We start from the raw sequence: 19,107 nt of genomic DNA on the forward strand, positions 1-19,107 counted from the left end.
TTTGACCACTGCTTATATCAATCGAATTGCGACATCAGCTCCCTCCCACGACGTTCACCACGCCTTTATCGAGTTTGCAGCAGGCATGTTGCCCGAAGGGACGCAGAGATCCCTGTTTCGTCGCATGGTGCGGATGTCCGCGATTGAACATCGTTACTCGTTTCTTGAGCCAATTTCGGCCGAAAACGGGGTATGGCGCGATGCGGAGAACCTCTACGAGACCGGAAATTTTCCCGGTACCGCACGCCGCATGGAGGCCTTTGAGAAGTTCGCCCCGCAGCTTGCCGTTTGCTCACTCAATAAGCTGCGACTGACCCCGGACGAGCGTGACCGTGTTACCCACGTGATTGTGACTTCATGCACCGGTCTGTACGCGCCGGGGCTCGACTACGACATCGTGAATCACCTCGGGTTGAATCCTTCGGTAGAGCGAACCATGATCGGTTTTATGGGTTGCTATGCGGCCATCAACGCTCTCAAGTCGGCCCATCACATCGTGCGGTCCGTACCGGAAGCGGTAGTGCTGGTTCTAAACCTCGAGCTCTGCACGCTGCACCTGCAGGAGACAAAGAATCTCGAACAGATGTTGTCGTTCCTGCTCTTTGCCGACGGGTGCGCAGCGGCCCTGATCAGCGCCGAGCCCAAGGGCCTGGGAATTGACAGTTTTCTTGCGCTCCGCATTCCGGAGACTAGTCACCTGATTACGTGGAAGATCCGCGAAATGGGTTTCGATATGCATCTCTCTGGTCAGGTTCCAACCGAAATATCAAAAGCCATGAAGGAAGTGGGCAACCAGATCACGCCCGGCAGAAACCCTCTCGATATTGACCTATGGGCGGTGCACCCAGGAGGACGAACCGTACTGGATGCGGTCGAAAGAGGTTTGGGCCTCGGCGAAGATTCTCTGCGGCCATCAAGAGATGTGCTTGCTCAGTTCGGCAACATGTCTTCCGCAACCGTGATGTTTGTCCTGCAAACCATCCTGCGAGAGGCTGAATCCGGTCAGCAAGGATGCGCGATGTCGTTCGGGCCCGGCGTGACCGCGGAAACGATGCTCTTCCATGCCGCCTGAGGTGCTCGACTTCAGGAGGCGCGCCGATCTCACGGAGCTGATGGACGAGCCCTGCAGCCGCGAAGAAATGCGAGCCTGCCTGCAAGATCTCAGTAAGCTGAATCGATGGTTTCTCGGCTACCGGCCAATTCTCCGCTGGCTTGATTCTCTCGATTTACAAAAATGTGGCGCAACACTGAATCTCCTCGATGCGGGATGCGGCTATGGCGACACGCTCCGGCGGATCGAAGCGTGGTCACAGCAACGCGGTATCTGCCCGAACCTTACGGGGTGCGATCTGAATCCGGACGCCGTCGCAATCGCAGCCGAAGCAAGCCACCCTGCAAGCAAGATCCAGTGGCTCGGCGCAGATATATTTCGCTATGAAACCAGCGAACCCATCGACATCGTAATCAGCTCGCTCTTTACGCATCACCTTGCCGAAGAAGATATCGTGCGGTTTCTGCAATGGATGGAAGAGAATGCGCGCATCGGGTGGTTTATCAACGATCTTTCTCGCGCGCCGATTCCCTATCACCTGTTGAATGCTTTTTCAAAACTGGTTGGACTGCATCCGTTTGTAAAGCATGATGGCCCTGTCTCGATTCGGCGCGCTTTCGTTGCGGAAGACTGGCGCAGAATATGTGCAGCCGCCGGACTGAGCGAGAACGATGTCGTCATTGAGGGATTCACGCCAGCGCGACTATGTGTTGCACGCACAAAGAGGCGTAACTGAAATGCGCGATTCCATCGAGCATCTGGTGATTGGTGGCGGTCTCGCCGGGTCGATGCTGGCGATGTGTCTTGCCGCCGCTGGGCGCGAGGTAGTTCTGCTTGAAAAGGAACGCGAAGCCCACGACAAAGTGTGCGGAGAATTCTTAAGCCGTGAGGCGGTTCATTATCTGCGGCAGGCCAGAATCGATCCGCTCGACTTTGGAGCCCAGGCGATCCAGCGCGTCTGCCTCCATTCCGGCAATCATTCAGTCAACGCTCGTCTCCCCTTCACCGCCCTCTCGCTTTCGCGCTGCGTACTCGATGAAGTGTTGTTAGCGAAGGCGCAAGCAGCAGGGTGCGAAGTGCGTCGCGGCGCTTTCGTTGACAAGCTTGAAGCGATCAATGCGGGCTGGCGCATCCAAATTCGTGGCGGAGAGACGATGCATGCAAAGACCATCTTCCTTGCCACAGGAAAGCACGACGTCAACGCATGGCAGCGCGACGGAGCCACGCAAGAAGATTTAGTCGGATTCAAAATGCATTGGAAATTGCCTCAAGCACCTTCAGAAACATTGCGCGGAGTAATGGAATTGTTTCTGTTTCGCGGCGGATACGGCGGTTTGTCGCTGGTCGAAGGCGGAAGTGCCAACCTCTGCCTCGTCGTTCTGCGAAAGACCCTTCGCGCACACGGCGGATGGGACGGCCTGTTCGAATCAATGCAAAACGAAGTACCCGCACTCCGTGAACGACTGCAAGGAGCAATACCTCGATCGCAGAAACCGCTGGCCATTTCACCCATTCCCTACGGCCACCTCGGCGGCCCTGCGGACGGCATTTGGCGCCTGGGCGACCAGATTGCCGTGATTCCATCGTTTACCGGCGACGGCATGTCGATTGCATTGCACAGCGCCGTTCTTGCTGCCGAAATGTACCTAGGCGGCAAGAACGTGGACGACTACACGCGCTGCCTCGTACAACAACTCCGCGGGGGAATGCGGGTAGCATCGGCGCTGTCGCGGTCGATGGTGACATCGGGAGCGCGCATCCTCGCTCCGTTTTTGCTATCGATAATTCCCGGCGCCATGGGACGCATCGCTCTATCGACGCGCATTCCCGAACACGCGCTGTTGAGGTCTCAACGCAACGCATTCACCTTGATCGACCACCTGCCTGCTTCGATTAGCTGAAGCGCTTACCGGTGCTTCTTCTTTGCCGATTTTCCGGGCTTCGATTTTTCTCCCGGCAAGTGGGTCGTGGGGATAGGCGCCATGTCAGGGCCGATCTTGCGCACCATGTTATCGCGCATCGCATATGTAATCGTGCGCGTACTTGCAGGCTTCGTGATTCCTGTAGCTGGATCGATCGCTACGTCGGGAGAACCCGCGATCTGAAAGCTGAATACCGGCTCCGTACCGCTCTGTCCAGGCTGACTCCACACGCGAACCGGTAGAAATCCCTGGATAGGATGAATTCGGAACGCAGTCTCATACCGGTGCCGCTTGACGCTCCACGTGAAGACACGAATCTGATCAAAATCAAAGGGCAGCCCTGACTTCGGCGGGCTCAGAGCTGTCACATATTCCGGAACCTGGTGGTTCGGAACATCCGCCTCGGCATCGTTGACCTTAGTGAGAATGTAAGCTCCCACGATGCGCTGGCCTTCAGCGTATTGCCCAACTTCGTCGGGGACATCCACGTCCACGCGACTTCCGAGAAGCCACCCGACTTTTCCCTGGCCATCGCGAATCAGCCACCAGTCTTCCATTGGAACTTCTGGCGCGTCCTCTTTTTCCGCCTCGACATCATCGTCTGCCGTGGACTTCACTGTAGCGGGCTTAACTGTCGAAGGCATGGCCGGCTCTTGTTTGGCTGGCGCCGGCGCAGAGGATTTAGCCGGCTTAGCCGGGGCCGGAGCAGTATGCTTCACCGGTGCAGGCGCGCCCGGTGCCACCTTCGGAACAGAAGCGCGAACCAGCAGCTGAACCTTGTCATTTTCACGAAGCAGATAAAAACGATCAGTGTTGCGGCCAGGACTGATGTGCAGATAAATGTCGTCGCGCAAGCTGCCGGTCGCCACCACCGGATCGTTTTTGTGCTGCGCGGCTAGATCAGCGAATGCCTTGAAATCGTTGGCGTCAATCACGGCTCGTTCTTCGAGCCATCCAATTTCATTTTTATCAGTCTTGACGCGCAGAAAACGGCGCCCGTGTTCCAGCACCTCAAGCTTCTGCCCGTTCACGACTTCGCCAACGCGGTTGGAGACAGCGGCGACACGGTCGTGAAGATACATCTGTCGCGCCGAGACGTAAACGACTTCGTGCTGTTCGTGCCGCAGCCGACTGCACCCCGAAGCAAGCACCAGAGCAACAATCAGCAGCAGGGGAAATCCAGCCACAGTGGGGCGAAGATGGGAAACGCTGAAGTTTGCCAATTGCGTGAGCACAACCAAGAGAATCTACCTGAGGATAGCAGCTATGCTCAGGCAATGACAGGGCCGCGAATCAATGCAGCGCACCAATCGCACCGGCCTGCACAGGATCCGTCCCGGTCGAGTTGGAGATTACCGGATCAAGATACCCAGGCTTGGTGCTGTCAATCGTGTAACCGATGAGGTCAGGACTTCCCGTAAAGTCAACAGCGAAAACAAAAGCGTGCGTGCTGTCTTCAACCAGACCCTGTGGATTGCTGCCGGTCGTAAAGGTGCTGCCCAAAGCTGTGAGGGTAAAAGCGCTGCTTGCTGAGGTGACCGAAAAACCCGCGATAACGCCGGTCGCTCCGCTGCTGGTCTGGCGGCTGACCACGTAAACGAAATCGCCGGTGGAAAACGGCAGAATGGAAGAGGGTGCCAGCCCGCCAATCGCATAGGGCGAACCGGAAATTTCTTTCACCGTGCTGAAGTTGAATGCGCGCAAACCACCGGTGTTCGAACCGGAGGTGGCGACGGTCTCGCCAATGTAGAAAAGTCGCGGCGCTGAAGAACCAGTGACGATGGGATCGAATGCCACCGACAGAGAAGCCCCTGTGGCGCTTACCGGATTGATGACTCCCACCGAACCGAATGGACTGTTGTTCGCGGCATTGAAGGGAATGGTTACAGTTCCTCCAGAGCCGTTGGCAACCAGCAGGAAAGTACCGTCGGGCGAAATGGCTACCTGGTTCACTGTCGTCTTCGGCAAGGCAGCAGTGATTTGCGCTTCTCCCGATACCGCCAGCACTCCCGTCGACGAATTGATCTTGATTGCGTTGATGACCTGCGTGCCGGTTCCGCCTTCGATCAACCATGAATTCGATGGATCGACTTGCATGGCTGTAGCGGCATCCGGCGTGATCGCCTGGCCGTTATTGCCCAGCGTCAATTGGCCCGTCGACACATTAATGGTGTAAACGAAGATGCCCCCAAGCGTACTGACGTAGAGAAAGGCGTTATTGGGGGCAACAGTGATGGCTATAGGAGCGGCTGACAACGTGTAGGGGTTACCAATCGCGGTAAGAGTCCCGGCGTTCACATAGAGACCAACCATCTGACTGGTCGCGACGTTCAAGACGTAGAAGTCTCCGCTGCTCAGTGTCGTTGTGCCTGTCCCGCCACCAGTAGAAGGAAGTGCGTTCCAGAATCCCGAGCAGCCTGTCAGGCACAGAGCTGCAATCGCCAAGCTCGCCCAATAACGAATCTTCATGGCCGTCCTTCCCAAATCGGGGATGCCCTATGCCGTTCTAAGGTTACCGCTTCCCAGCGCTTCTGTCCTATTTCAGCTTGGACGAGGATTTCCCATTTTCCCATCTGCAAGCAAGGACGCGCGATGTTCTTGTTTCGCTCTAAATTGTTAATCGCCCGACGCCGCCTGCCGCGATTGCCACACCAGCCTTGCAGCCGTAACATCTTCGATGGCCATACCCACGGTTTTGAAAACAATGCGCCGATCCCGGGGGAGGTCGGCGGCCCCAGGATTGGCAAGTATCTCGCCGATCTCCGCTTTCACCTTCGCTCCAGAAAGCAGGACGTCACCGGACTCACGCTCTACGCACGATCTGCCTTCCGCAATCACGTAGCTCGAAAGCATGGCTTCATCGTCAAGTTCGCGCAGACTAGCACCACTTGCGCCCACCGCAATCACCAGTGCGTTTGCCTTCAGCCAGCATCCCTTCAGTACAGGAACCGGTGACGTTGTAACCACCAGGACAACATCGGTCGCAGCCGCTTCCTCAGTAGAAACTGCGCGGCCATTCGTTTCACCGGCAAGGCGGCGGGCGTTTGCAGCGTTGCGACTCGATATGCGAATTTCGTCCATCTCCGGCCATACATGCTTGAGCGCTTCGATGTGCGCGCGCGCCTGTACGCCCGAACCGATAATGCCAAGGCTCGTCGGCGGCGAATAAAAATGCAGCGGAGCGATCCCGGAGAATGCTGCCGCAGAAACCGCGGCGGTGCGCATCTCCGTGATCAGCCGGCCGTCCATCACTGCCAATGGTTCCCCTGTGGCACGATTCAGCAATTCAACAATCGCCATGTGGGTATGTAAGCCAAGTTCGTCGTTGCCGGCGTAGAACGTAACAGTTTTCACACCCATCACGTCACCAGCCACCACCGGCATCACACCAAACCAGCCGTTACGATAGCCCTCTGCATTGTCGGCGCGAAGAATCATTCGCGGCGGTTGATTCACGCGCCCCGCCGAATAATCAATCAGGGCCTGGCGAATGGCAGGGATAAGCTTTTCGTAGGTGAGGACCGCGCGAACCTCTTGCTCGGAAACGTACATAGAGGTTGCCAGTTTACAAGGCGCGGCAGTTCAGTTGGGACGGTTATTACTCGAATTCGAGCGGCGCTTGAAGCGTTCGTCTACCGGCTTACGACCCTGGAAGCCGTCCTCAATCGTGTGCCAGTGTTCGATGGCGGTCTCGCCCATGCGCCAGCACAGCAACACCACCTGGTCATCTACACGACAGGGGAAGTCGAGCAGCCCCGTTTCGACATCCTTCACCTGCACTCCGATGGAATCAATTTCAGCTATGCTTTCCTTGACGCGCTGCAGGTGCGCTTCCATCTCCGTACGCTTGCGCCCGGTCTCCGCCAGGTTCACGCGCATGCCACCTGTCAGGTATATGCGCCGGCCCAATTCTGTCAGTTCCGCTTCGATAGCCTGTGCTGCGCGCTTGCCCTCTGTAGCCCGCTTCAGTAGCGACTCCAGCAGCGGGAGCAATGACTGCGCTTCGTCAATCGTGAATGTTTTCAATCCAGTTCCTTATCTTAAGCATACGACGGATACGCTGCATCAACCAGAAACTTCGGTCACTGGCGTAATGCTGGTTTACTGTCCATCAAAAAAACTTGGACCGGCAGTTTTGCGACTGCTACCCTGTCACCTTCAAGCCTGATTCCCCTTGATGGAGAAATCCACATGCCCAGACTCGAGCGCATTGCACCTGAATTGCCCTCAGCGAACCTGGACAGCGCCATCTCCTATTATGAAAAGAAACTTGGGTTCGAGGTTGCCCTGCGCTTTCCTGGAAACGAGTACGCAATCGTCGAGCGAGACGGTGTTGCTATTCACCTGTTCGTCGCCGGTTCGTTGAAGCCCGACTCGATTGGCATTCACATCTTCACGTCAGGGCTCGATCAGTTCTTCCGCGAATTTGAGACCTCAGGCGCAATCATCTCCCAGAAAATTGAGCGCAAGCCCTGGGGCAATCGCGAGTTTCGCGTTCGCGACGAATTCGGCAACGAACTGAAGTTCACCGAGCCGATCGAAGAAGATGCAGCCTAGGCAGACCGCCAGCTAATTAGCCAATTTCCAGCATCCGGTCGAGAGCCACCCGCGCCCACTTCTTCACACTGGGGCGTACCTTGATCTGGTTCACAACGCGGCCTTCCACCAGATTCTCAAGTGCCCAAGCGAGATGCTGCGGACTGATGCGGTACATCGTGGTGCAGAGGCATCCGTGATCCTCGAGGCTCATAATGCGCTTGTCTTGTGCTGAGAATCTCTGTGCCAGCCGGTTGACCAAATGGATCTCCGTGCCGATCGCAAAGCTGGTCCCCGTCGGAGCCTCTTCCACAATCTTGATGATCCGCTCGGTCGACCCCAGGGCATCCGCTTTCTGGCAGACCTCCCACCGGCATTCCGGATGCACGACCACCTGCACGCCCGGATGCTTGGCACGAACCTCGTCAACATGGCTCGGCAGAAACCGCTGATGCACCGAGCAGTGCCCCTTCCAGAGGAGAATGCGGCTGTTGGCCAAATCTGCCTTTGTCTGGCCTCCCTGCAGAGCCCACGGGTCCCACACGGGCATCTCTGCAAGCGGGATTTCCATGGCGTTACCACTGTTGCGGCCGAGGTGCTGGTCAGGTAAAAACAGAATTCTCTTCGCACGCGCGAAAGCCCATTCAAAAGCTGCACGGCAGTTCGATGAAGTGCAAACAAGCCCTCCACGCTCTCCGCAAAAAGCCTTGATGGCTGCCGTCGAATTCATGTAGGTGATCGGAATAGTGTCCGCCGCCAAGCCCAGCCGCTCGAGTGCTTCCCAGCAGGCTTCCACCTGCGAAATCTCCGCCATATCGGCCATCGAGCAGCCGGCATTCAGGTCCGGCAGGATGACTTGCTGCTCATCGCGGCCAAGCACGTCAGCGCTCTCCGCCATGAAATGCACGCCGCAAAAGACAATGTACTTCGCTTCAGTCTCCGAGGCGATCTTCGACAACTTGTAGCTGTCGCCGGTGAAATCGGCAAACCGAATCACCTCGTCACGCTGGTAGTGGTGACCAAGCAGGATAGTTGTTGCGCCAAGCCGCTCGCGGGCTTTCGCAATCCGCTCGTCCATGCTGTGATCTGGCAGAGCGAGGTAGTTTTCGAGACTGCAGGCATTGCCGGTCTCCGGCGAGACCGCCGTTTCTTCGTCAATAATCAGGTTCACCTTAGTCCGCCTTCAGTCCGCTCGATTCTCTCGAATCAGCGAACGGGGATGTTGAAAGCAATTACCGGCTGCAGCGGATGCACTGTCGCTTTTGGGGTCTGGCGGTTTTGCCCGACCTTCTAAAGGCGACCCCACCCACGGGGTTGTTGCAGCCTACACACAATGGATGCTGTGACTTTTCGCGGGACTCAGCAAATCGAGTCAGCGAAATCGCGTTCCATCGAAACCATTTTACCAAAGACCCTGCATCCACCCCCACGTGCGGTGCGTTCAAGGGGTGAGGCTAAGTGATGGACATGTTTGTGAGTGCGGCACACGTGCAGTTATCATTAGCCTTCATGGCCGCACACCCTCCAATCCTGCTGGGCACCGTCTCGATGGTGGACTCCCTCATCCTTATGGTGATGGCCCTCGTGGTGTTTGGTCCCAGGCGTTTGCCCCAGATAGGCCGGCAGATCGGCAAGCTCATGTACGAGTTCCGCAAAGCCTCAAATGACTTCAAGTTTCAGATGGAAGAGGAGTTGCGCCTATCCGAGGAAGCTGATCGCCGCAAAAAGGAAGAAGAACGGCAGAAGTCTCTGGCTGCGCTGGCCGCCACCGAACAAGCCTCAGTCTCTGCCGAACCGGCACCCGTAAAGCCGATCGAAAGCCCTTATCCTGGCGAAGGCACCTATCCCGCGCAGTATCCACCCGAAACACTCGGTGAGCCCTCATCCCAGGAATCGACTCCGCGCATCATGCCCCCTTCCGTCGGCGAAGTTGTTTCGCGGCCGGGCCGGGCTTCAGAGCTAGCTGCTGAGCCTGAGACCTTACCCGTTTCCGATGGAGCCGAAGTATCAGGGACAAACGGCAATCACTCTGCAGACGCCGCGGAGGCACTGAACCAGCATGGTTGATGCCGTGGAAGCCATCGGCAAGGCGCGCGCCGCAGTCTCTGAGCGCGCTGAACTCCCGGGCATGAGCCTGATGGAGCACTTAGACGAACTCCGCAAGCGCATTGTGCATTCAGCCCTCTACCTCGCGGCGGGATTCATAGTGGCGTGGATCTTCAAGGACTGGCTGCTTCACCTTCTCCAGGGGCCGCTCCTTAAGATCGGCAAAAACCTCGTCTTCACCCATCCTATGGATGCGCTCAACCTGTATCTGCAGGTTGCACTGCTAGCCGGAGCCATACTCGCAAGCCCGTTCATCCTCTTCCAGGTCTGGCTGTTCATCGCCCCCGGCCTTTACCAGAAGGAAAGGCGTTTCGTCATACCTTTCATGGCGGCCACCGTGGGACTCTTCCTGGCTGGCGCAAGTTTTGGGTACTTCTACGTTCTGCCGGGCGCGATGAAGATCCTCATCATCGACATGGGCCACAACTTCACGCCCATGATCACCATTGAGGACTACAGTAGCTTCTTCCTGTCCATCATTCTTGGACTTGGCATCAGCTTTGAATTGCCGATTCTCATCTTCTTCCTGGCCATGTTCGGAATCGTTAGCCCTCGCTTTCTTTGGAAGAACATCCGCTACGCTATACTTGCGGTCTTTATCGTTGCCGCCATCATCTGCCCCAGCCCCGACCCTTGGACCATGTGCATTTATGCAATCCCGATGCTCGCTCTCTACCTCATAGGTATCGGAGTCGCGTGGTGGGTGCATCCCTCCCGCAGAAAGGCCAAAGAGGCCGCGGTATGAGTTTTTCCGAACTCCGGGATGCTGCTGCGGCCGTGGTTCTTGTCGTCGGTCTTCTGCTTCCGCAGACTTCTCCCGCTCAGGCGCACTTCAATGGCGGCAAAGCCTACGAGTACGCGCGATCTTTCGCCGCAATCGGCCCTCGCTGGCCAACCGGTCCGGGACACATCAGAGCGGAGGAATTCATCCGCAATCAGTTCAAGCACGATCAACTTGAAGAGGACACCTTCACCGCCAACACCCCCATCGGGCCCGTCGCGATGCGCAACTTCATCGTGCGTTTTCAGGGCACCAAGGACGGCATCATCGTTCTCGGCACGCACTACGAGACCAACTACCCGCTCCGCAATATCAACTTCGTAGGCGCGAACGACGGTGCCGCCACCACCGGCCTGCTCATGGCGATTGCGGATCAACTTCGCGGCAAAAAGCTCGAAGGCTATTCGGTGTGGCTGGTTTTCTTCGACGGCGAGGAAGCCATCGAAAAGTGGTCCGCATCCGACTCGACCTACGGCAGCCGTCACCTCGCCGCAAAATGGGGTGGCAACGGCACCCTGGGCCGCATCAAAGCCTTCATGCTTGCCGACATGATCGGGGACAAGAATCTGAATATCCAGCGTGAAACTCGATCAACCGATTGGCTTGTCGACCTTGTTCGCCAGGCGGCGAAGAAATCCGGCGACGAGCATTATTTCTTCCAGACCGAAGAGGCAGTGGATGACGATCACCTGCCCTTCGTCCAGCGCGGCGTTCCCTCCATTGATGTCATCGATCTCGACTACGGACCCAACAACAGCTACCACCACTCCGCACAGGACACCATGGACAAAGTTAGTGCGCGCAGCCTGGCGATTGATGGCGACGTATTCATGGAAACGATCCGCTTAATCAACCAAAGGTGAACAGTTTTCCCTGGTCCCTACTCCCTGTTCCCTGCCCTCTGTCCATATAAGATGATCAAACAATGATTGCCGGCGCTTCCTGGGGATGGTGGATCGGGTTTCACTGCGCAGTCGTTACGCTGCTGCTGGTGGATGCTTTTCTGCCGGCAAGCCGCCGCGAAGAGCCGCGGGGTCAGAAAGCTGCGTGGATATGGACCGGCGTATTAGTCGTCTGCACTGCCGTCTTCGCCATCTGGATGGCGGTCGCGCAGAGCCATCACAACGCCCTCGAATTCGTGGCGGGATACGCCATTGAAACCTCGCTCAGCGTCGACAATCTGTTCGTCTTTCTCGTACTCTTTCAAGGATTTCGCATCAGCCAGAAGCGGCAGCACACCGCTCTTCTCTGGGGAATTGGCGGCGCCATTCTTCTGCGCGCCCTCTTTATCGCAATGGGTGTCACCCTGATCCAGCGCTTTGATTGGATCACCTGGATCTTTGGCGTCTTCCTGCTGTACGCCGCATTTCGCCTGGTGCGCGGTGGCTCTGCGCGCGCAGCCATCCCCGCGTGGATCCAGCGTCTGCAGCCGGCCAAGGGTTCGCTGCTTCCAGTCATCCTGGCTGTCGAAGTCACCGACGTCTTGTTTGCCGTGGACTCCATCCCCGCCGTCCTGGCCATCTCGCGCGACCCCTTCGTGGTCTACACGTCCAACATCGCAGCGATCCTCGGTCTTCGCTCTCTCTACTTCGCTCTTGCCGCACTGCTCGATCGACTGCGCTACCTCCACTATGGGCTCGGCGCGATGCTGGCTTTCGTCGCCTTCAAGATGCTGGCGTCCCATTGGCTCGAAGTGCCGATCACAATTTCGCTGGCCATCATGGGCGCCATCCTTGCTATATGCGCCGTAGTCTCTTGGATCGCTGGCAACAAACCGATTGCCCCTGCAGACGAAACCCACATTCCCTGATGGATCAGATTCATCACCCTAAGCGGGCGCAGCGAGGATCACTCTTAAGCTACTGCTGCGACTCAATGCCATAGACGAAATAGGCACGCAATTCGATGTAGGGCCCATGAAAGTCACTTGGCAGCGATGGATATTTCGAATCAATGATGGCAAGCCACGCAGCCCGATCGAATGCGGTGATTCCCGAGCGGCTTTCCAGAACCATGCTGCCATCCTTCAAGCGTCCGTTTGGCATGACTTTGAATCGAATCGCGGCTATGCTCTTCTTCGGCCTGAGAGGGATGACTTCGGAAGGATTGGGAGTCTTCCAGTTTCTTTCTGTTTCACGATGCCACTCTTTAAGCCACTTGCTGAGATCAATTCCATGGGTGTCCGAGAGAATTTCCACCCCGCCTCTATCTGCGGTTGATTTAGAGATGTCAACTTGGGCCTGCGACTGGGCGACGAATGGATGCGTGGATAGCAAACATGCAAGAGCAGAGATTGCAACGGCCAGTCGCATGTCGAACTTTCCCTCGATTCAACTTGTTCGCGAGGAGTTTACCACCGAATACTTCCTCCCATTTTTTTGACTCCGGGCAAGTGACCGCCACTCGAAAACAACCCCGCAGTCGAATTTCCCCAAGCCCTCGCCCGCAGGCCTAAAATGCTGGCATGGACTCCTTGTCCAGCACGATTCGCGACGCCCGCGAGGCTCTTGCCCAGGGAGGCGTCACACCCGCTGATCTGGCCGAGAGAGCTTTGCAATGCGCTAATCGCAACGCCGGCAAAAATACCTATCTATGGCGCGACCCCGCGTGGACGATGGAAGAAGCAGCGCAAGCCGCAGCAATTCCTCGCTCGTCCGGCGGTCGATTTGGCGACGGGCGTTGCCCTCTATGGGGCGTCCCCATATCGGTGAAGGACTGCTTCGACCTGGCCGGCGCACCCACAAGTTGCGGAGTCAAGTTCTATCGCGATCTCAACGGCATCGCCGTGCATGATTCGTGGCTCGTCGAGCAACTCCGCAAATCCGGAGCGGTAATCACCGGCAAGACTCATCTCCACCCGCTGGCCTACGGCATCACCGGCGAGAATCCCGAGTTCGGCGATTGCGAGCAGCCCGGAAATCCCGGCGCGCTCACTGGCGGCTCTTCCAGCGGAGCTGCCGCGAGCATCCTCGAAGGCTCGGCATTTGCCGCCATAGGAACGGACACCGGCGGCTCTGTGCGCGGTCCCGCAGCCCTGTGCGGATTAGCCGGGTATCGCGCGTCCATCGGCCGCGGAGATTGGCGCGGCGCAGCGCACCTCGCTCAGTCCTTTGACACCATGGGCTGGCTGTTTCGCGATCTTGAGGACGCACCTCTGCTCGCCGAGACATTCGTTCCCGGCAGAACCACCCCCATTCACGAGTTCAAAAAGTTCGCAATGGTTCACGATGCGTTCCTGCACGATTGCGAACCCGCGATCCTTGAAGGACTCCGTCAAGCCGAGCGCGAACTGCACGCGCTGGGACTAGAAAGTACCAAGGTCGACGTCAGCTGGTGGGCAGATTCATTCGAGATCTTTGCGCCTATCCAGGCTTGGGAAGCGGCGCGTCTTCATGCCGGCCACTTCGACCGGATTCAGCCTGCCATTCGCGAACGCCTCGAATGGGGTGCGCGCATCACCGATGCGGAGGTTGCTGCCTTGCGCGAACGTCACGCCGAGTTTCGCGCTCGAGTTGACGATCTTCTCCACGACCACCAACTCATGCTCCTGCCCGCATCGCCCGTAACGCGCCTCAACATTGGCGCCGATAACAGCCAGGCGCGCAGCCGTATTCTCCGCTACACCACCCCCTTCAGCCTCGCGGGAGTTCCGGTAGTGACCGTTCCCTGCTCCGTCGGCGGCATCCAACTCGCCGCCTCGCGCGAAAACGATGAAAGCCTCCTCGCGTTCTCCGCACGCATAGGATCGCAGCGGAGAAGCAACACTGCGTAGTCAGACAAACACTCGACCACAGTTGCGGCGAAGCATTCGACCGCCAACGGTCTGCAGTGGAACGCAAAAGAATCCTGCACTTTTATTCCGATATGCCTCTACAATCCGTTACGGCGCACGAACACAAATCAGAGGGTGTGAGAATGGCGAAGAAAACGATAGTCGATAAGGCTGGGGAGACGGTAGGCGTAGGGATCGCGATGGCATCGGACGTGGCGGGCGCCGTCAAAACCGCAGTTGGCGGGGCGATGGCTGCAGTTTCCGAGATACTCAAAAAAGAACCTACCGCCAAAACTGCAAAACCAGCCGCAAAGAAAGCCAAGGCGAAGAAGGCTGCCAAAAAAGTGCCTGCCAAAAAGTCGCCGGCTAAAAAGGACTCGAAACCAGCTGCCGGCAGGAAGACTGCTACCAAAAGGGCCGCCAAAAGATCCATAAAGAAGTCAGTAAAGAGGGCAGGCCGCCAGCGGTGAGATTTGCTGATCATCCAATCTTGAGGTGACAGTATGACGACGGTTCGAGTCACCGGAGGCGTGGTTCATGACCTTCCGGCTGATCTCCGAAAGGCACTCGCGTCCGACGAAGAGGCATTAGCTGCTTGGGAAGACATAACGCCGCTAGCCAGAAACGAGTGGATCTGCTGGACCATATCCGTCAAAAAACCTGAGACCAGGCGCCAGCATGTCGAAAGGGTCTGCTCGGAGCTCAAAGAAGGGATGCGGCGACCGTGTTGCTGGCCCGGCTGCCCGCATCGATGAGCTTGCTTCGCTTCAATGCCTGCCTGATCGTTCCGGTGTCAACACCAAAGGTCTCGCGGCTCGGGTTAAACCAATCCATTTAAAAGGAATAGACCTTCGACTGATTTGCTGAAACTGTGGACTTTTCAAAAAATTCCGCCTCAAATCTGCGAAGCGGCCAGTGGACTCAGCACCAGGTTGGTGATGTTGCTGACGATCGCTTCAAACGCAAACCGCGGATCAGCTGACAGCTTCTTCCACGCGGGATCGTTGCGAAATACATTCCACTTCGCATCCATATCTGCGGAGTCCGCAAAACTGAGCATGTAAGTGAGACTGGGCATACGCTGCCCGATAAGCGTATCGCCGAAGAACACCATTTGAAATCCAGCGTTCTTGAATATCTCGAACTCACCGGAGTGAAACATCTGAACCTTGACGATGTGATCCCGATAGCTGGGACTCTCATAAGTGCGAAGCTGGAAGATCCGCTTCCCCTTCGCGGGGGGCGTAATCCGCGGCCAGCCTTCGAACGCAACCAGCAGAGACGAGTCCATCCGTAGAAAGGCGGGCGAAGATGCGGGCGCGCTCCAGAAAGGCTCGGCGGCTTTCACATAGTCAGTGTCGAGATTCAGTTCCAGCTCAAGCGCCCCCGCTATTGCGGGCTCGTGAGTGGGAATGAGCACGTAGAACGTAGGTGTCTCCGGGCCAATATCGAGCCGGAACGCGCCCACTGGTCCAGTCCGTTTTGCCAGTGCGGGGATAAGCGCGTCGCTGATGTACTTCTCCGTCATCGCCACTTGCGGACCAGTTTGCAGGGTGTACCGGCGCAGGTGGTAAAACTCGCGCGGCCGCGTGACGGAACCCTGCTGTCCTGAAGCGGATGAAACGGCGAGCGCTGAAGAAGCGAGAGATGAGGCTAGAAACTTGCGGCGATCCATGGGCACTCTCCAGAAAATTCAAATAGCGTCAGCAGATCAAGCTATTCTTCTCCGATATCTTCGTTCCAGATCTCCGGGTGTTCTGCGATGTAGGCTTCCAGCAGTTCCCGGCACTCCCGGCTATCGAGATCGATGACCTCAACGCCATTTTCGCGCAGCCAGTCAATCCCGCCGGAGAATGTCCGGCTCTCGCCGACCACCAGCGTGCCAATATGAAATTGGCGCACCAGCCCGCTGCAATACCAGCAGGGAGCCAGCGTCGTCACCATCACCAGGTCGCGATAGCTGCGCTGGCGGCCGGCTCGGCGGAACGCATCAGTCTCCCCGTGCATGCTGGGGTCGCCCTGCTGCACGCGCCGGTTATGCCCGCTGCTGATCAGTTCGCCGGATTTCCTGAAAATCGCTGCGCCGATGGGAATCCCGCCTTCCATGCGTCCGTAGCGAGCTTGTTCAATCGCCACGGCCAGCATCTCGTCGTAAGTCTTCGTGTTGGTCGGCATGGTTGACGATCATACGGGACGCGGCCGCACCCGGTCGGTGCGTTTCATCTGGTTCTGCCGAAGGGGCATCTGACTTCGAAATATTGTTTTGAAAATATTCAAGAATCTTCGAAACCTGGGACACCCAGTTTCGGTCATACATCCTTAAGAATTGTTAAGTCAAAATCAAAGACCTTCTTATTGATTCGCGCTATGTAATTCAAAAAATAGATCATTGCGGAATCCCATCGGATTTTCATTTTGGCCAATGCAGTCAGCTAGCCCAAAACCGCTCGCAACTCTGTTGACTGTGAGCGCGCTCAAAGATGTAGGTTGAATTTGTGAGAGATGCTGGATACACCATTCGAAGCATGGCAGAGCGGTGCGGAATGACCGCGCACACTCTGCGCTACTATGAGCGCGTCGGCCTGATTCAGCCGGTTGGACGCGCGCGCAACGGTCATCGTCGCTATTCAGAAGCGGACGAGGCGTGGCTCAATTTCCTGCACTGCATGCGAGCCACCAACATGTCCATTCGTGAGATGCAGCGCTATGCTCAACTGCGTGAAAAGGGCGATGCGACGTCGCTTGAGCGTCGCAAACTGCTCGAGGATCACCAGGCCGGTATCGCTGCGCAAATCGGAGAGCTGCAAAAGGCACATGCTCTTCTCACCCACAAGATCGCCAACTACAAGGTGATTGAAGAGCGGACTCGGATCGGGGGCCCTCAGGCTGTCGATCAGGAGACAGAGAGCGAACTCGCGACAGCCAGCTAGTACCGGCCCGTTCCAGAGCGCCCCTAAGGCCATCTGATACGAGGTTTGGCGGGGAATAGGCCTGATATGTGATTGGTTGCCCAGGCCCGACTTGCGTAAGCTCAAAACCCCGTTTCCCACATATAAGGGGATTTGGTTAGGATATCGGCACGGCGCTTCCCCAGGGTTGGGACGTTTCCCTTGCTCGTATGCGCCGGCTTGCTCAAGAAAACTCGAACTCAGTCCTGTCTCTAGGAGGTCGACCTGTGGCAGACAATATAGATACGCGCTTTAGCCATCTGCGCTCACACACCCCTCAAAACACCAAGAATAATTTTGCGCCCGATCAGCAGTCTGTTGATCTCGAGCCACTGACGGAATCTGAATCGGCGGGCAAACGCGGATTCAGCCGGCGGTCTTTCTTGTCAGGTCTGGGAGCCGCAGGCGTACTCGCTGGCGCGGCGCCCTTGGCGAATGCCGCTCCAGTGCTTGAGCCCGCATCGCAAGAACAAGCAGAAACCGGCGGTACGGGCAACGTCACCCTGCGCATCAATGGCAAGGACTTCACCCTGCGCAACCTCGACCCGCGAGCAACTCTGCTCGACACGCTTCGCGAGCGCATTCATCTCACCGGAACCAAGAAGGGCTGCGATCACGGGCAGTGCGGTGCCTGCACGGTTCACGTCAACGGACGCCGCGTGAATAGTTGTCTTTCGTTTTCTGTCATGCACGAGGGCGACGAGATCACGACCATCGAAGGTGTCGGACAACCGGGAAATCTACACGCCATGCAGGCAGCCTTTGTGGAGCACGACGGCTACCAGTGCGGCTACTGCACCAGTGGCCAGATCATGAGCGCGGTGGCACTTTTGAAAGAGCCGATCGGTCCATCAGACGAAGACATCAAGCACGCAATGGCGGGCAATATCTGCCGGTGCGGCGCCTACACCAACATTGTGGCCGCGGTGCGGCAAGTCCGGTCCCGCGCATAGCCAGGCGCACGGTTGGATTGGACTGACGAAAAGGGAGAGATCATGGAAACCTTCAGCTACGTCAAAGCTCCGAGCATCGACAAAGCACTGGCGAGCGCAAGCCAGGCAAAGTTTATTGCGGGCGGCACCACGCTGGTAGACCTGATGAAGCTAAGCGTGGAAAAGCCGAAGACACTGGTCGACATCAATCTTCTGCCCTTAGACAAGATCGAGAAGTTGCCGGATGGTGGACTACGAATCGGCGCAATGGTGCGCAATTCGGATCTCGCGTGGAATGCTGACGTTCAAAAGTCCTACGCCGTTCTGTCTGAAGCGATTCTCTCCGGCGCTTCGCCGCAGTTACGCAATATGGCTACGACGGGCGGCAATCTACTGCAACGCACGCGCTGCGCGTACTTCCGGGAACCCACCGCTGGAATGCCGGGCGGATACGGATGCAATAAGCGCGCGCCGGGAACGGGTTGTGCGGCTCTCGAAGGCTTCAACCGCACCCATGCAATCCTCGGCACGAGCGAGCACTGCATTGCGACACATCCTTCCGACATGTGCGTGGCCATGGCCGCGTTAGAAGCAGTGATTCACGTTGAAGGCCCTAAAGGAAAAAGGACCATCGCCATCGCGGACTTTCACACGCTACCCGGCGACACTCCTAATATTGAGAATGCACTGGAAGCCGGCGACCTGATCACCTACGTTGACCTGCCCAAGCCGGTAGAAGGCGCGAAGTCAACTTACCTGAAGCTCCGTGATCGCGCCAGCTACGAGTTCGCCTTATCGTCGGCGGCGATCGTGGCTCGGGTTGAAGGCGGACATATCCGCTACATCCGCGTCGCCATGGGTGGGGTGGGCACCAAGCCATGGCGCTCCCGCGAAGCTGAAGCGGCCCTGCTGGGCAAACCTGCAACTGCGGCAACTTTCAAGGCAGCAGCCGAGGCTGCGCTGTCAAAGGCTAAGCCGCAAAAGGACAACGCGTTCAAAGTAGAACTGGCCAAGCGCTGTTTGGTGCGCTCGCTCAAAACTGCAACTTCCTAGTTGCAT

At 57.2% G+C, this 19,107-nt stretch carries 22 protein-coding genes; 12 read left to right on the forward strand and 10 right to left on the reverse strand.

Translation table 11 applies throughout. From position 1 onward, the window contains the following. The first annotated feature begins 1 nt into the window (after position 1). Genes P8935_RS22655 through P8935_RS22665 form a run of 3 tightly spaced genes read left to right on the forward strand, consistent with a single transcriptional unit; the run spans position 2 to position 2,952 of the window. Positions 2-1,072: a type III polyketide synthase gene (locus P8935_RS22655; RefSeq protein WP_348262584.1), complete on the forward strand. Its 1,071-nt coding sequence runs from the start codon at positions 2-4 to the stop codon at positions 1,070-1,072. Continuing rightward, positions 1,062-1,787 carry a methyltransferase domain-containing protein gene (locus P8935_RS22660; RefSeq protein WP_348262585.1) on the forward strand — a complete coding sequence of 242 codons (726 nt, stop codon included), beginning with the start codon at positions 1,062-1,064 and terminating at the stop codon, positions 1,785-1,787. The genes P8935_RS22655 and P8935_RS22660 overlap by 11 nt, the downstream gene beginning before the upstream one ends. A gap of 1 nt (position 1,788) precedes the next feature. Then, positions 1,789-2,952, forward strand: coding sequence for an FAD-dependent monooxygenase (locus tag P8935_RS22665; RefSeq protein WP_348262586.1), 1,164 nt, complete (start codon positions 1,789-1,791; stop codon positions 2,950-2,952). A gap of 5 nt (positions 2,953-2,957) precedes the next feature. On the opposite strand, the gene P8935_RS22670 is transcribed toward P8935_RS22665, so the two are convergent. The 4 genes from P8935_RS22670 to P8935_RS22685 all read right to left on the reverse strand — a co-directional run bounded on the left by P8935_RS22670 (position 2,958) and on the right by P8935_RS22685 (position 6,999). Next, a complete protein-coding gene (locus P8935_RS22670; protein WP_348262587.1) occupies positions 2,958-4,208 on the reverse strand; it encodes a GW dipeptide domain-containing protein in 1,251 nt (416 codons plus the stop codon). 58 nt (positions 4,209-4,266) lie between these two features. Next, a complete protein-coding gene (locus P8935_RS22675; RefSeq protein ID WP_348262588.1) occupies positions 4,267-5,442 on the reverse strand; it encodes a beta-propeller fold lactonase family protein in 1,176 nt (391 codons plus the stop codon). A 147-nt stretch (positions 5,443-5,589) separates the two neighbouring features. Continuing rightward, positions 5,590-6,525: an ornithine cyclodeaminase family protein gene (locus P8935_RS22680; protein WP_348262589.1), complete on the reverse strand. Its 936-nt coding sequence runs from the start codon at positions 6,523-6,525 to the stop codon at positions 5,590-5,592. Between the two features lie 30 nt (positions 6,526-6,555). Beyond that, a complete protein-coding gene (locus P8935_RS22685) occupies positions 6,556-6,999 on the reverse strand; it encodes a DUF2203 domain-containing protein (RefSeq protein WP_348262590.1) in 444 nt (147 codons plus the stop codon). 165 nt (positions 7,000-7,164) lie between these two features. Between P8935_RS22685 and P8935_RS22690 the strand changes: the two genes are divergently transcribed. Then, positions 7,165-7,530 carry a VOC family protein gene (locus tag P8935_RS22690; RefSeq protein ID WP_348262591.1) on the forward strand — a complete coding sequence of 122 codons (366 nt, stop codon included), beginning with the start codon at positions 7,165-7,167 and terminating at the stop codon, positions 7,528-7,530. Positions 7,531-7,546: 16 nt separating this feature from the next. Here P8935_RS22690 and nadA read toward each other — a convergent pair whose 3' ends face one another. Continuing rightward, on the reverse strand, positions 7,547-8,674 hold the full coding sequence (gene nadA / locus P8935_RS22695) for a quinolinate synthase NadA (RefSeq protein ID WP_348265369.1): 1,128 nt from the start codon (positions 8,672-8,674) through the stop codon (positions 7,547-7,549). Positions 8,675-8,970: 296 nt separating this feature from the next. Between nadA and P8935_RS22700 the strand changes: the two genes are divergently transcribed. The 4 genes from P8935_RS22700 to P8935_RS22715 all read left to right on the forward strand — a co-directional run bounded on the left by P8935_RS22700 (position 8,971) and on the right by P8935_RS22715 (position 12,206). Further along, complete coding sequence (locus tag P8935_RS22700; RefSeq protein WP_348262592.1) at positions 8,971-9,576, forward strand: twin-arginine translocase TatA/TatE family subunit; 606 nt, start codon at positions 8,971-8,973, stop codon at positions 9,574-9,576. Next, positions 9,569-10,360 carry a twin-arginine translocase subunit TatC gene (gene tatC, locus P8935_RS22705; protein ID WP_348262593.1) on the forward strand — a complete coding sequence of 264 codons (792 nt, stop codon included), beginning with the start codon at positions 9,569-9,571 and terminating at the stop codon, positions 10,358-10,360. Before P8935_RS22700 ends, tatC begins: the two co-directional genes overlap by 8 nt. After that, positions 10,357-11,259 carry a M28 family peptidase gene (locus P8935_RS22710; RefSeq protein WP_348262594.1) on the forward strand — a complete coding sequence of 301 codons (903 nt, stop codon included), beginning with the start codon at positions 10,357-10,359 and terminating at the stop codon, positions 11,257-11,259. Before tatC ends, P8935_RS22710 begins: the two co-directional genes overlap by 4 nt. 62 nt (positions 11,260-11,321) lie before the next feature. After that, positions 11,322-12,206, forward strand: coding sequence for a branched-chain amino acid ABC transporter substrate-binding protein (locus P8935_RS22715; RefSeq protein WP_348262595.1), 885 nt, complete (start codon positions 11,322-11,324; stop codon positions 12,204-12,206). 49 nt (positions 12,207-12,255) lie between these two features. On the opposite strand, the gene P8935_RS22720 is transcribed toward P8935_RS22715, so the two are convergent. Further along, entirely contained in the window at positions 12,256-12,708 is a 453-nt protein-coding gene (locus P8935_RS22720) for a hypothetical protein (RefSeq protein ID WP_348262596.1), read from the reverse strand. A 152-nt stretch (positions 12,709-12,860) separates the two neighbouring features. Between P8935_RS22720 and P8935_RS22725 the strand changes: the two genes are divergently transcribed. Further along, a complete protein-coding gene (locus P8935_RS22725; protein ID WP_348262597.1) occupies positions 12,861-14,168 on the forward strand; it encodes an amidase in 1,308 nt (435 codons plus the stop codon). Positions 14,169-14,250: 82 nt separating this feature from the next. Here P8935_RS22725 and P8935_RS22730 read toward each other — a convergent pair whose 3' ends face one another. From P8935_RS22730 to P8935_RS22745, 4 genes are all read right to left on the reverse strand, one after another. Next, positions 14,251-14,652: a hypothetical protein gene (locus P8935_RS22730; RefSeq protein ID WP_348262598.1), complete on the reverse strand. Its 402-nt coding sequence runs from the start codon at positions 14,650-14,652 to the stop codon at positions 14,251-14,253. A gap of 218 nt (positions 14,653-14,870) precedes the next feature. Further along, entirely contained in the window at positions 14,871-15,002 is a 132-nt protein-coding gene (locus P8935_RS22735) for a hypothetical protein (RefSeq protein WP_348262599.1), read from the reverse strand. Positions 15,003-15,063: 61 nt separating this feature from the next. Further along, on the reverse strand, positions 15,064-15,843 hold the full coding sequence (locus tag P8935_RS22740) for an NIPSNAP family protein (protein ID WP_348262600.1): 780 nt from the start codon (positions 15,841-15,843) through the stop codon (positions 15,064-15,066). Positions 15,844-15,884: 41 nt separating this feature from the next. After that, complete coding sequence (locus P8935_RS22745; protein WP_348262601.1) at positions 15,885-16,343, reverse strand: nucleoside deaminase; 459 nt, start codon at positions 16,341-16,343, stop codon at positions 15,885-15,887. Positions 16,344-16,663: 320 nt separating this feature from the next. Between P8935_RS22745 and P8935_RS22750 the strand changes: the two genes are divergently transcribed. The 3 genes from P8935_RS22750 (at position 16,664) to P8935_RS22760 (ending at position 19,101) form a co-directional block, all read left to right on the forward strand. Beyond that, positions 16,664-17,098, forward strand: a complete 435-nt coding sequence (locus P8935_RS22750) for a MerR family transcriptional regulator (RefSeq protein WP_348262602.1) — start codon at positions 16,664-16,666, stop codon at positions 17,096-17,098. A 245-nt stretch (positions 17,099-17,343) separates the two neighbouring features. Then, entirely contained in the window at positions 17,344-18,069 is a 726-nt protein-coding gene (locus tag P8935_RS22755; protein WP_348262603.1) for a (2Fe-2S)-binding protein, read from the forward strand. Between the two features lie 42 nt (positions 18,070-18,111). After that, entirely contained in the window at positions 18,112-19,101 is a 990-nt protein-coding gene (locus P8935_RS22760; RefSeq protein WP_348262604.1) for a xanthine dehydrogenase family protein subunit M, read from the forward strand. Positions 19,102-19,107 lie beyond the last annotated feature (6 nt).

It is taken from the genome of Telmatobacter sp. DSM 110680 (assembly GCF_039994875.1).
Lineage (GTDB): Bacteria > Acidobacteriota > Terriglobia > Terriglobales > Acidobacteriaceae > Telmatobacter.